A 13259-nucleotide genomic window follows, 5' to 3' on the forward strand; every position below is an offset into this window, starting at 1 on the left:
CCGTGTGTGTATTTGTCCTATTAGTGAAAAACGATGATTGATCTCACGTGTGGCAGTGGTTTTGCAGCCTGAAAAAGATTGATCAAATCTTTCATCCCACCTTTTGTGCGATCATCTAGCTCGCCATCTTCACAAGCTTGATGTAAAGATTGAGCCGTTGGTCTCTCGTGAGTTTAACCGGAGTAAGGATGATCCTACGGTTATTTAGCAATTAAAACCAATTTTTTAGGGATAATTTTAAGGTGTGGTCACAAAAGGTTGCGCAGCGGGCTATTATTATCGCCGGCTGCCTGGCCATGGTTTACACGCAACTGACAATGTCACCGGCAACGATTCAATTCGCACGCTCTCTGGGAGCAACCGGTTGGCATATTGGTATTCTCGGGGCATTGCCCACGTTGATGTTGTTCATGCAGTTTGTTGCAGCCATCCTTGCCAACCACCTGCACTATCGTCGCTGGACCTGGTTCTCTTTCTGCATTCTGCAAAGATTGATGTTGATTCCGATCGCAGCGGGTCCCTGGTTCTTTCCCAGCTTTAGCGACCAAACCTGGCTTTGGTGCTTGATTGCTCTTACAGCCATGAATCACGCTCTGATCCATTTTACGACACCATTATGGCTGTCGTGGATGGGAGATTACCTTCCTCACACCGGGCTCAACCGCTATTGGGGAATTCGCCAGCTGTGGATGTATTGGAGTGGAGCGCTCTCCTTGTTGGGGGGAGCATTCTTCCTGTCTGAAAGCGGCTTGGACATCCGACAGGGCTTCGCAATCCTCGTCTGCATTGGTGGTTTGTTTGGAATCATTGACATTCTTATATTCCTTAAAGTGGATGAGCCACCAGTCACAAAAATGAAAGAACCCAAACTAAAAGAGGTGCTTTTAACCCCTTTCAAGAATAAAAAATATCGGTCATTCATTTTCTTCACGTGCTTTTGGCATTTTGCGGCAATGGTCGGATCTCCGTTCATTAGTTTTTTTCTACTCGATTACATCGGTATGGACGTATTTCGCCTCTTATTGTTGTGGACTTGTTCCTGGGTCGGTGGAGCGATCTTTTCGAAACGTTTAGGCCACATGGCAGAACATTTTGGAAATCGACCAACTCTGATTTTGTGCACGGCATTTAAGTCTACCAACATGCTAGGCCTCTTATTATTGCCTCAGGATCCCATCGTTGCGTTTTGGATTATGGTTCCTATTTTTATTTTCGACTCTTTGCTCAATGCGGGAATCGCCATTGCAAACAACGGATTCATGCTCAAGAACTCACCAGCTGAAAACCGGACGATGTTTATCGCTGCCGGAACCGCTGTAGCAGGCATGGTCGGAGGCCTCACATCAATTCTGACGGGAGCCTTTCTAGCCATCACATCCGGGTGGAGTATAGCTTTAGGGGAAATTGAAATTAACCATTTTCATATTATTTTTGCAATAAGCTTAGTTTTGAGATTGGCCGCTGCAGTGTTTGCACGAACAATTCGTGAACCTGAATCACACTGGACAGTACAGATTGTGGTCCAATTAGTGGGAGTCACTCCCTTGCGCATCCTCCGCTTTCCTGTGGGGCTCTATCGATCCTTTCGATCCGACGAGAACCTCTCTCTCACTCGAAAAGCAAATCGAAAAAAACGATTGAATTCGAAAAAAAGCAAATAACCAACCCCAAGTCATTTAACCCCAGTAAGAAAAAAGCTCATCTATTCAATAAAAGCCGATAATGAAATACTGGTTTTCTTATTAAAGACTCATCTTTGATTTCTACTTTTTAATTACTCAAAAGAACAAAAGAATAATTTCAAAGAATGTAAAGTAATTACACGATCAAATTCTCTGATGTCGGTATTCGTATTCTTCACAAGCCTGCTTGGAGACAAAAAATAAATGTTTAATTTTTTACTCTGGATATTGATTATGGAACGAAATGAGAGCCCATTCTCTTTTCCGGTCGACTCTATGACTCTTAATTTCTTCATAAGTTACTATATTATTTGAAGTTGCGAATTCATTCAAACTCCTAAATACTGTTATACGGTACCATTTCTGGACAACCCTCAGTTTCGGAAGTATTCTTCTTTATCATACGAGAGGTCCCTTTTCGAAATGCTACTGGAAAGAAAAGGGGTATGTTTGAACAAAACTACTATCGAAAATTGCAAAAACAACGTAAATCATTCAATAAACGTCTACTCTCATTTTGTACTGATTGCGATCTTCTTTAGTTTGTCCATGCGGTGGTACAGCTAACAGTCGTAATTTGGTTATGATAAAGTGGAATTCTTTTAAAAGTAAAGCGCGGCGCAAATTAAGCACTTATCAGGTTTCTGCTGTGGAGACAAGACTGTGTCGAATAAATCATCCGAATCAAACGAGCCTCAATCAAATGATTTTACTGTGACACAAATCATGGAAGAAACAGAGTACGCAAAAGAAGATCGTGACATCGCTTTTGCTGTTGAAGTTTTGAGTACAGCAACAATTAATGAACGGCAATTGGCCTCAGCGCTGTCAACGTGGACTTTACACGGTAGTACCCTTCTGTCTGATCACTTACTAAAAGCAGGCTTAGTCTCTCAGGAAACACAAATTGAACTTGAGCAACGCTCTGAGTTCCGCCTGAAAGAGCTTTGGAATGAAGCGTGTGAAAACAACCAAAACACACTTGGAGCCACGGCCTTCACAAAAGCGGCACTGGAACGCTTAGACGAATCGGGTCGTGTCGCAAAAATTCTAGGAATCAGTGCTGCTATTTCGGGAGTTCAAAATGATGAACTCCGGGAGCACTTATCACGCTACCAACTCATTCACAAAATTGGGCAAGGTGGACTGGGAACTGTCTGGCTGGCTCGTGACAGAGAATTACAACGCTACGTTGCCCTCAAAGAAATCAGAACCAGAAAAACAACAAGTAAAGCGGCCATTGATCGATTTCGCCGCGAAGCTGAGATTACTGGTCGACTGGAACATCCTGCTATCGTCCCCATTTATCAACTCGGTGAAGATGCCGGTAGTGGTCGTATCTTTTACGTGATGCGGTTTCTTGGTAAGCAAACATTAGAAGATGCAATTATCGAGTATCATGAACGACGCGAAGCCGGTGATGATAACCCCATGCTGCTTCGAAATCTGCTGGCAGCATTTGTAACAATCTGCCAGGCAATTGGACACGCACACTCACGTAAGGTGATCCACCGTGACCTGAAACCGGAAAATGTAGCAATAGACAGTTTTGGTCAGGTAATCGTCATTGACTGGGGCTTGGCTAAAATACTTGATGATGCGATGCTCAATGATAGTTTTACTGAGGGAGAATTCGCAGATGCGGTTGATGGTCAACGTACACTGGCCGGACAAGTGTTAGGTTCACCACTTTATATGGCGCCAGAGCAGGCAGCCGGTCGGCTGGACGAAGTCAATGAGTCAACTGATATTTTTGGTCTGGGCGCGATTCTATTTGCTATTATCACGGGACGTGCCCCACACGAACAAAGCCGTGAATCATCAGGAAGTACAACAACACGCCAATTGATTACCGCAATTGCCAGTGGCCCTACACCGCGTGCAAGTACTTCAAACGAAGATGTTGATCCTATATTAGAAGCCATTTGCGCTAAGGCGATGGCCAAACGAAGCTACGCACGTTACTCTTCCACAACGGCATTGGCTGAGGATGTCCAACGTTGGATGGCCGGGGAACCTGTTTCCGCCTACAAAGAACGTTTCTCACAACGTGTAGGACGCTGGATACAACACCATCAACGACTCTCACAACTCATCGTAGCAGGAATCATTATCGCACTGGTAGCCGGTACAACTCTTATGATTGCCGCGAGAGAAAGTAATATTGCTGCACAACAAGCGCGATTTGAGGAAATGCGTTCTGACGAACGTGAAGTGGAAGTTCAACTGATCTCCGCTGCCAAAGAACTCAGCGTAGATGTAAGATTCATGTCAACGCTACCACCAATTCAAGGAATCATCGAAGCGCGTGCCGGCGCAAAAGAATCGGAAGGAGAAGAGGTGTGGCATGGCCGTCTGGAAACGATTTTCGAAGGTCTTATGCGCGCCAATACAAACTATCTGACAGTGGCTTACATTGCCATTGATTCTGATAAGGCACAAGAAATCGTGCGCGTTGAACGCCACGCGACTGATCAGAGTTATATTCGCCGTGTACCACAAAGCCGTTTGGCAACTCTGGAAATGATACCAGTATTCAAATCAGTCTTGGAAATGGATCCAGGAGATGTGAGGCTCTCCCTCGACGATCAACTTTCAAAAAATCCCCGAAAAAACGATCATCACAGAATTGTGGGAGTGATCCCTGTCTTTGACGAGCAATCAGGAGACCTCTTTGGATTAGTCGCAATTGAATCCAATCTCGTTAGCCAGATTCAAAGCATCTTGAATGGGTTAGACAATCGACTGGGCGAAATCTATATTACTGATGCAGAAGGCCACGTCCTGATTACTTCGAACCCCGAATTCGGTGTCGAAGTGGTAACCCATGATATGCAGATTACAGAAACCATTCCCCAAACGAATGGGTTCTTTTCGAAAGATTCAAAAAAACGATATTTGAGCGACGGATCTTCTTTCATAGCTCATCGCGTGCAACTTGATCCAAGCAATCCTACCTGTAATCTCGGTATCGTACAAAGACTCTCGCCTAAAGAATAGCCGTGGAAACGATGGAGCTGTATCTCAATTCATACCTGGTTTGACTAAAAAATAGCCCGTCCAGGAATTGAACCTGGTCCATCAGCTTCGTAGGCTGAGATGCATTCCGTCACACCCACGGGCTCTTATGAGAAAATATTTAATCTCAAAGTGATTCTCGTTATTGCAACTCGAAAAACTCAAAGCGGAAGGCATGGGATTTGAACCCACATGGCCCGAAGGCCGCACGGTTTAGCAAACCGGCCCGGCAAACCGTATCCGGCTACCTTCCTAGTTAAGCAAAATGGACCGGATGGGAATCGAACCCATCACACCGACTTTGCAAAAGTCAGTCGCCCCCTTGGTACATGCCAGCCCTTAAAAAAATAAATAGCAGAGCCCGGTATCGATCCGGGCAGTCCAACCTTATGAGAGTCGGCTGGGCACTTGCCCCTCTGCGTCAAATAGCAAGTAGCCAAGGCGAGAGTCGAACTCGCAATCCCGAAGGAACGACTTTCTGAGAGTCGCGCGTCTACCAGTTTCGCCACTTGGCCTTTCATCAAAGTGCGTCGGGACGGAGTTGAACCGCCACAGCCCGAAGGCGAGTGGGTTACAGCCACTTGGGCTCGCCATTGCCCAGCCAACGCATATTTTGTCCAAAAGTAGCACGGGCGGGAGTCGAACCCGCAAACAATCACGAAGTTTTAAGCTTCGTCGCTTTGCCTGTTTGCGTACCGTGCCAGCCTTAAGCGTCCCCAACGGGATTTGAACCCGTGACCTTCTGCGTGACAGGCAGACGAGCATTCCGGACTGCTCCATAGAGACATATTGTTTCTCAGTAGCTCGGGTGGGATTCGAACCCACAGCATCTCTGGTTCTAAACCAAAGTGGTCTGCCAGTTGCCTACCGAGCCATATTATTATTGCGAAATCAAAAAGCATTAATTCCTATGTATGCACACCCCCAAGGATTTGAACCCTGACCAACTGGTTTGGAATCAGTCATGCTGCCATTACACCAGAGGTGTCTAAATTCAATTTAGCAAGCTGCGGTGGCAGGAATCGAACCTGCGTCAGGACGGTTAACAGCCGCCTGCCCGTACCAACACGAGCACCACCGCATCAACAATCAAACCGCCAATGGCGGAGTCAGGATGACTGGATTTGAACCAGTGATCTCGTGCTTCCAAAACACGCGGGATGGCCAGGCTTCCCCACACCCTGAAATTGAAAGCACCCAGTGGGAATCGAACCCGCACTTCCGGCATGGCAAGGCAGTAGGCTACCATTACATCATGGGTGCTAAATAAGTTTCTTATTGTCAATGGACAAGAGCACCAGGTGAGATTCGAACCCACGTCGCCGCTTTACAAGAGCGGAATCTTAGCCACTAGACGACCGGTGCTAATATTAAGTTAAGCGATTGATTCAATCAGCAAATGAGGTTGAAGGGATTTGAACCCCCACCCACCTGGTTAAAAGCCAGGGATGCTACCGTTACACCACAACCTCCTCTACGGGTTGGGCGTTTCTGTTTCAAACGCTGAATCTGACACATCTTTCATGTTCCATTATAAAGCTTGAAAATAGCCCGTGTGAGAGTCGAACCCTACCAGCTCGGCCTGAGAAACCGATGACCTCACCCGAAGTCGAACGGGCCTTGATACACGCGAATCTTCCGCGCAATACATACCCATGAGCTGCAAAATTCTGTTACTGATCCTCGTCTTTTAGTTGAGACACGAAAAAACCCGCTGCCTTATGACACCGGGTGAAGTAGATTTCGTGTTAAATCAACCAGGCATCACAAGCGCAAAGGCATTGCGAGTAATTTCTCTGTCGGGTAACTGGCAGAGAAATTATGATTCAGATAGCCATACAAGTCGATTGACCACAAAGTTGTAAACATGAGTAAATTCCGTTGATTGCATTCCTGTGTTTATTGATTGACTGAATACTTAGAGACGAAGATCAAAATTCGGTTCGCAATTTTTTCAAGATTCTAATACTTCATGTTGGATTAGCTGATCACATTAATCTTTATTGAAGGTTATCCCATCTGAATTCTCTTATTCTTATATAGATTCCTAAACAGGAACCCTTGTACTATCAAGAATCTGATTGACGGACTCATAAATTTGGCGAACGTGCTTCTGGCAAAGTTGCCTGAGTTACTCTAAATGGGTATGATAAATGCTTTTACGGCAGTAACGAATCTGTAATTTTTTTTGTTTAAATTACCCCACAAAAATCAACCTTGACTGTAATACGCTTGTTTCATTAAATTGATACAGGCGTTTCACGAAATTTAGTAAATGCCATGGATAAGCCAACAGAAGAACCACTGAGCCCGAGTGAAGTCTCCACCCGTGAGAGACTACTCCAAGCTGGCCTAGAAGAATTCGCCGCCAAGGGATATGACGGTGCAACGGTTCGTGATATATGCCATCGAGCACAAGCCAATTTAAATTCGATCAAATACCACTTTGGAGACAAGTGGGAATTATACATTGCTGTCCTAGAGGTATGCAAAGAGCGAGTAGGCCCCCCTTCTCTACCGAACATACCAGTAGATGCAAAAGCAGAAAAGCAGTTACACACATTCATCCACTCACTGGTCAAAGTCATTTTGGCAAAGCGCCGCCAATCAGGCGACCCACGCGCCATGCAGATATTATTCCGAGAGATGCAGCAGCCCACTGGAGCCATGAAGGCTGGAATCAAAATGTTCGTAATTCCAATCTGGAAGCTGCTCAACACAATCCTTGCAAAATTGCTACCGGAAGACACTCCAGAATTCGACCGGCACCTCTTAGCATTTTCAGTAATGGGGCAAATTACCAGCTATCGCTTCAACACTATGGTCATGGACATTGTGATCACAAAATCAGAATCCGACCGAATAACAGCAAAACGCCTTGCAGACCATATTACAAGAGTCACTGTCGCCGCAGCTCACTCCTTCCACGTCCAACCCAAAACCAACGAGCAGTAGCCCGAGGCTCGCCGGCGGCCAATGCCATCCTACCCCATCTCACATTTCCACTCTGGAAACAGCGTTTTTTCTATTTAAAACATAGAATACAGGGATTAAAAGCGCCTACCATTTCCTGCTCCACCTCTACAACAGTAAGGAGATTTTCATGTGTTTAAAACTTACTCTAGTAACGATTGCCACCACAATCTGCCTAGCAGAGCAACTGCAAGCACAACAAGCACCCAAAGGATCACTGAAAGTCACTGTCTCTGGAATTCCCTTGAACTCAAAGACTGCGACTATTATCCTGTTCGATAATGAACAGAAAATGACACTTGCCATGAAGTCTAAGATGATTCAGAAGAACCGGAAACAATGGAAACATTACCACAGCATCTACGAAGCTTCTGCCAAAACAGGGTCAGCCTCTGCAATTATTAAAGGACTTCCTCCCGGTGAATACTCTATCATGACTTTCTGCGACCAGAATGGCAACAATCGGATGGACACAAACTTCATCGGCTTTCCTACAGAGCCTATTGGAATGTCTGGATCAGCAATGTCGAGCAAGCCTACCTTTCCACCAAAGCAGAAGCCAAGTTGGAAAACCACTAAGTTCCGGATCGAACCAAGAGAAAACCAACTGAACCTCAAAGTTTTCAAGCCTGGTTCATAGAGTCAACCAACACAAGGACCAACCAAACCTAAATCACACAAAAAACAACAGCCCCAAATATTTCAGTCAAATGGGATCCGGCTTGTTTTTAAGCTGGATCCCATTCTTATCCATTTCCCCAAAGTCATACACACCTTCAAGATCAGTTCAACTGCGTTCCATTATTCAAAAACAACATTGACATTGAAACAACTGTTTCATAAAATTAATACATTCGTTTCAATTATATCTTATAGTTGTGTTGCACAGATTGCTCCACAAAACTCATCCACCTATCTGCAAAATGGTTCTTGCACCATGTCTGCTATCGCAAACGAAAAAACAGGACGTCAAACTACGAGTCTTCCGAGTCTTCAAACTCGCCAGGGAAGAAACCATCCACCACATACCCAACAATTAAGTGCTGGAAAACCAGTCTACAAGCAACTTTACCGCGGGATACTATCGATTCTCTTGTTAGGTGGAGGTATGGCTGGATATGGATTACTCTCACGATCGACAACTCATCCTCAAAAAAAATCACCTGAACCATTCATTCCACGAATAGATATAGCTACAGTCAAACCGTTTGAAAAATATATTTCGATTGTCTCTGATGGTGAAGTGGTTCCACTCCGTGAAGTCAAAGTTGGTGCGGAAGTACAGGGACGGATTACATTCAAGTCACCAAACTCTCGAATCGGATGTTATATCAAAAAAGGTGATGTCCTGGTACAAATTGACCCCCGTGATTTTGAATTCGAAGTGAAACGCTTGCAATCGGAACTCACCGAGGCACAAGCCAATCTAGACGAAGTGAAAACGGATCGTGTCAACACAACTGATCAGATCGAGATTGCTAAACAAGAACTAGCAATTCGAAATCGTGAATTAAAACGATACGAAAAGATCGCCACTCGAGGGGCATTCTCACAGGCTGATCTCGACGCAACACGTCTTAATGAGTTGAATGCCCGCAATAATCTACAGAAACTAGAAGGCCAAATTCGAATCTCACATGCAAAGATTAAGGGACGCGAAAGCTTTCTAAAGCGAATACAAACACAGCTTTCACAGGCCAGGTTAGATCTTGAACGCACTAAAATCATTGCTCCTATCAGCGGCTTGATTACCCAGGTTAATGTCGAACAAGGAAGCTTTATTCAAAAGGGTGCTGAGGTTATTACAATTCAAGATACTACTACATTCGAAGTAGATCTGAGTCTGCCAATCACAAAAATGCAATGGATCTGGGAATCCTCGGGATCAGAAATTCAAGCCAATTTTAAACAGTACGAACTGCCCGAATTGCCTGCAATCATTCGTTTCAACTCAAACGAAATCGACTACAAATGGCAGGGAATTCTACATCGCTATGCTTCATCTGGCGTTGATGAAACCACGCGGACTGTGCCGCTTCGAATACGTGTGCTGCGACCAATGCGCTCAACTCTTACATCAACTCAACCGGAACTCATGGATGGAATGTTTGTTAACGTAGAAATACAAGCCAAAATAAACCGTGAATTGCTTCAGGTCCCGGCCAGCGCCATTCAACCGGGAGACTCAATTTGGTCTGTTTCTGATGGACAAATACGTCACAATGAAATTGATGTTTTGTCCCTGAATAGCGAAACTGCCGTTATCAATGTGGGAAAATCTTCTCTGCAAGTCGGTGATCTGGTTGTAATCTCCCCCGTGGTTGACGCACGAGAAGGTATGCGGGTGAAGGTGATCAAATAGTATTATGAGAGGACTCATCAGAAAAGCCATTGAAAATGCGCCCGCTATGAATCTCATCATGATTACCGTTTTATTGGTAGGTAGTTTCAGCCTAATCAGCATTCAACGCGAAGCATTTCCTACATTCAATATGGATATAGTCCAAGTAAGAGTCCCTTATCCGGGAGCCACACCCGATGAGGTAGAAGAAGGTGTATGCCAAAAAGTTGAAGAAGTAGTACGGGGAGTCAATGGCATCAAAAAGATCAGCTCTATTGCTGCCGAGGGAATGGCAACCATTTCTATCGAACTAAAATCAAGTGTCGATAGCCCAGACAGAGTTGTTAATGAAATACGATCTGAAGTCGATCAAATCACCAGTTTTCCTGAATTTGCGGAAGAACCCGATATTCGCCAAATGACAATGCGAGAAACCAGCATCAAAGTTGGTGTTATTGGTCCTAACACGCTCAGTGATGCAACGAACTGGCAATTAAGAGAGATGGCAGAAGAGGTTCGTAGCGAACTCTTAATGTTGCCGGGAGTCTCGGAAGTCGAAATTATCGGTGCACCAGCTTACCAGATCGATGTCGAATTTCCCGAACAGGCGCTGCGCGCTTACAATCTGTCACTGAAAGATGCTGCCAACATCATTCGCCGTGAGAACCATCAGATGCCAGCAGGTTCAATTCGAAGTAACTCACAGGAATTACTGGTGCGTGGAGAGAATCGTCGAACCGATGGGGAAGGCATCTCTGCCCTGCCACTCATTACGAAGTATGATGGAACGGTACTTACAGTTGGTGATCTCGGTAATGTAGAAGATGGTTTTGAAGATACTGCCTTTGTCAGTCGCATTAATGGCCAACCTGGTCTGGGTCTAGCAGTTCAAAGAACGTCTGACGAAGATATCCTCGAAATGGTAGCCAGTGTTTATGAATACATTGCAACAAAAAAATTACCCGCCGGATATTCATTGTCCAGCTGGAGCGATCGATCTATAGAAGTACGTGGCCGACTGAATCTACTACTAAAAAATGGAGTTCAGGGTCTTTGCCTTGTATTTCTTGCTCTGGCATTATTTCTTAACATGCGGCTTGCTTTTTGGGTTGCGATGGGAATTCCATTTTCAGTCCTCGCAGCCGGAACATATTTGCTGTTTACTGATCAGACACTGAATATGATCTCAATGTTTGCATTCGTAATGGCCCTCGGAATTGTTGTGGATGATGCCATTGTAGTAGGTGAGAATGTATTTGCTCATCGAGAGATGGGAAAGTCTCTTGAACGTGCTGCCATTGACGGGACTCTTGAAGTGATGCCCCCCGTCATTACTTCAGTGGTAACAACCATCATTGCTTTCATGCCATTGTTGTACGTGACAGGTATGATGGGGAAATTTATAGCTGTTATGCCCGTAGGCGTAATTGCTATGCTAATTGCTTCACTTTTAGAAAGTGGAACTATTCTACCAAGTCATCTTTCTCACAAAGATAACCTGGTATTTCGAATTTTGGGAGTGATATTTTACGCTGTTCGCTGGATCTTGATTCCTTTCAACCGGCTACGTAGTCTCGCATCAAAGAGCCTGAAAATATTTGTTGAATCGATCTATGCTCCAACATTGCATCTGGCATTACACCACCGTTCTGTCGTTATTTCAGGTGCCGTCGCGATGCTGATGATCGCTGTGGGATTCATCCGATCGGGGTATGTGCCGTTTATTGTCTTGCCAAAACTGGACTCCAATATCATCGTAGCCAATGTTGTCTTCCCAGATGGTACACCCGAAAGAATCACAAATCACTGGACAAGCAACTTGGAACAAGCCTTCCAGAGGGTCAGTGCAAATCTCAATCAAGTGAATATGGCTACTGTAGTTCATCGTGTTGTTGGGCAGGAAATGAAAATGGGCGGGTTTCGACAAACAGGCTCTGGAAACCGCGGGAGTCACATCGGCGGAGTTGAGATTGAGCTCGTCGACGTTGTAGAGCGTTCTATTACCAGTGATCAGATTGTGAATCTGTGGCGAGAAGAGGTCGGACAGATTAATGGGGCGGAACGAGTTCAGTTTGGCTCAGCAGCCGGAGGGCCAGCAGGCGTTGCGATCGAACTCAAACTTCTCGCGAACAAAAATAGTGCATCGGATCTGGAGACCGTTGCGGAGGATATCAAATCCAAACTCGCTTCTTATCCAGGTGTCGTTGACATCAGAGATGACACCAATGCCGGCAAATTTGAATTTCGAACGCGAGTCAAAGATGACGCCATAGCTTTGGGTGTGCAACCCGCCGATATTGCGGAAACCTTGCGAGCTACATACCACGGCGAAGAGGTGATGCGTTTGCAACGAGGGCGACATGAGGTTCGTCTTATGGTTCGCTATCCCCGCGATGAGCGACGTGACCTAAGCCATTTTGATGAAATCCGTCTGCGAACCGGAGATGGAAAGGAGCGTCCCCTGTCCGAAGTAGCAGAAGTGACTGTTGAACGAGGCTACTCGACTATCAACCGTCGGAATCAACTCCGCGCGATCACGGTCTCTGCCGACGTTGACGAAACTCTGGCGAACTCAAATCAAATCACAAAAGAACTACAACAAGAATTTCTCCCAGAACTTCTCAGAAAATACCCAGAGGTACAAGTCCTTTGGGAAGGTCAGGCAGAACAGACAAATGAATCATTCAACTCGCTTGGTGTAGGATTTGGAGTCGCGCTCCTGGTAATGTTTGTTCTACTTTCGTTTCAGTTTAACTCCTACTTTCAGCCGTTATTAATTCTGGCCATCATTCCTTTTGGTACTATTGGTGCCATCGCCGGACATTTTATCATGGGGCTTCCACTTACAATGTTTAGTGTTTTTGGAATGGTTGCTCTTACAGGAATCGTCGTCAATGACTCGATAGTACTAGTCGATTTTATCAACACACGGGTTCGAAATCAGGGAATGCCTATTGAACAGGCTATTGTCGAAGCGGGAAAACGTCGCTTTCGCCCAGTGATCCTAACATCTCTTACAACTGTTCTTGGTTTACTTCCGATTTTGAGTGAATCTTCTGTCCAGGCACAGCTCTTGATTCCGATGGCTACCAGCCTCTCCTTTGGTTTGATTTTTGCTACTTTCCTTGTGCTCTACTTAATACCCGTTTTTAATTCCTCATATGCAACATTGACTGGAGCAATCGACACACATTCAAACCCCGTATATCAACAAAACTAACTGTATTCAACACAAATTCTCTTGA

Annotated in this window: 6 protein-coding genes and 13 tRNA genes; 6 read left to right on the forward strand and 13 right to left on the reverse strand. The window is 45.1% G+C overall.

All coding sequences use genetic code 11. From position 1 onward, the window contains the following. The first annotated feature begins 242 nt into the window (after nt 1-242). Nucleotides 243-1661 (forward strand): MFS transporter, encoded by a 1419-nt coding sequence (locus tag V144x_RS18935; protein ID WP_232102578.1) that lies wholly within the window; start codon nt 243-245, stop codon nt 1659-1661. A gap of 684 nt (nt 1662-2345) precedes the next feature. Further along, a complete protein-coding gene (locus V144x_RS18940) occupies nt 2346-4682 on the forward strand; it encodes a serine/threonine protein kinase (RefSeq protein WP_144987083.1) in 2337 nt (778 codons plus the stop codon). Between the two features lie 52 nt (nt 4683-4734). On the opposite strand, the gene V144x_RS28455 is transcribed toward V144x_RS18940, so the two are convergent. The 13 genes from V144x_RS28455 to V144x_RS18990 all read right to left on the reverse strand — a co-directional run bounded on the left by V144x_RS28455 (nt 4735) and on the right by V144x_RS18990 (nt 6172). Beyond that, a tRNA-Arg gene (locus V144x_RS28455) sits at nt 4735-4806 on the reverse strand. A 61-nt stretch (nt 4807-4867) separates the two neighbouring features. Continuing rightward, nucleotides 4868-4953 (reverse strand) — tRNA-Ser (locus V144x_RS28460). Between the two features lie 13 nt (nt 4954-4966). Next, nucleotides 4967-5039, reverse strand: a tRNA-Ala gene (locus tag V144x_RS28465). Nucleotides 5040-5133: 94 nt separating this feature from the next. Continuing rightward, nucleotides 5134-5215 (reverse strand) — tRNA-Leu (locus V144x_RS18945). An 11-nt stretch (nt 5216-5226) separates the two neighbouring features. After that, nucleotides 5227-5308 (reverse strand) — tRNA-Tyr (locus tag V144x_RS28470). Nucleotides 5309-5324: 16 nt separating this feature from the next. Then, a tRNA-Leu gene (locus tag V144x_RS18950) sits at nt 5325-5402 on the reverse strand. A 9-nt stretch (nt 5403-5411) separates the two neighbouring features. Continuing rightward, nucleotides 5412-5486, reverse strand: a tRNA-Asp gene (locus V144x_RS18955). A gap of 14 nt (nt 5487-5500) precedes the next feature. After that, nucleotides 5501-5574, reverse strand: a tRNA-Leu gene (locus V144x_RS18960). Nucleotides 5575-5617: 43 nt separating this feature from the next. Then, nucleotides 5618-5688 (reverse strand) — tRNA-Trp (locus tag V144x_RS18965). A gap of 19 nt (nt 5689-5707) precedes the next feature. Then, a tRNA-Asn gene (locus V144x_RS18970) sits at nt 5708-5782 on the reverse strand. Between the two features lie 27 nt (nt 5783-5809). Beyond that, nucleotides 5810-5884, reverse strand: a tRNA-Pro gene (locus tag V144x_RS18975). 109 nt (nt 5885-5993) lie between these two features. Continuing rightward, nucleotides 5994-6065 (reverse strand) — tRNA-Thr (locus V144x_RS18985). 35 nt (nt 6066-6100) lie between these two features. Further along, nucleotides 6101-6172 (reverse strand) — tRNA-Lys (locus V144x_RS18990). A gap of 808 nt (nt 6173-6980) precedes the next feature. Between V144x_RS18990 and V144x_RS18995 the strand changes: the two genes are divergently transcribed. The 4 genes from V144x_RS18995 (at nt 6981) to V144x_RS19010 (ending at nt 13234) form a co-directional block, all read left to right on the forward strand. Next, nucleotides 6981-7655, forward strand: coding sequence for a TetR/AcrR family transcriptional regulator (locus V144x_RS18995; protein WP_144987085.1), 675 nt, complete (start codon nt 6981-6983; stop codon nt 7653-7655). Between the two features lie 148 nt (nt 7656-7803). Further along, the gene (locus tag V144x_RS19000) at nt 7804-8313 is read left to right on the forward strand and encodes a DUF2141 domain-containing protein (RefSeq protein WP_144987087.1); all 510 of its coding nucleotides are present in this window, start codon (nt 7804-7806) and stop codon (nt 8311-8313) included. Between the two features lie 297 nt (nt 8314-8610). Next, nucleotides 8611-10035 (forward strand): efflux RND transporter periplasmic adaptor subunit, encoded by a 1425-nt coding sequence (locus V144x_RS19005; RefSeq protein ID WP_144987089.1) that lies wholly within the window; start codon nt 8611-8613, stop codon nt 10033-10035. A 4-nt stretch (nt 10036-10039) separates the two neighbouring features. After that, complete coding sequence (locus V144x_RS19010; RefSeq protein WP_144987102.1) at nt 10040-13234, forward strand: efflux RND transporter permease subunit; 3195 nt, start codon at nt 10040-10042, stop codon at nt 13232-13234. The last annotated feature ends 25 nt before the right edge of the window (nt 13235-13259 follow it).

This window comes from Gimesia aquarii (genome assembly GCF_007748195.1).
Classification (GTDB): Bacteria; Planctomycetota; Planctomycetia; order Planctomycetales; family Planctomycetaceae; genus Gimesia; species Gimesia aquarii.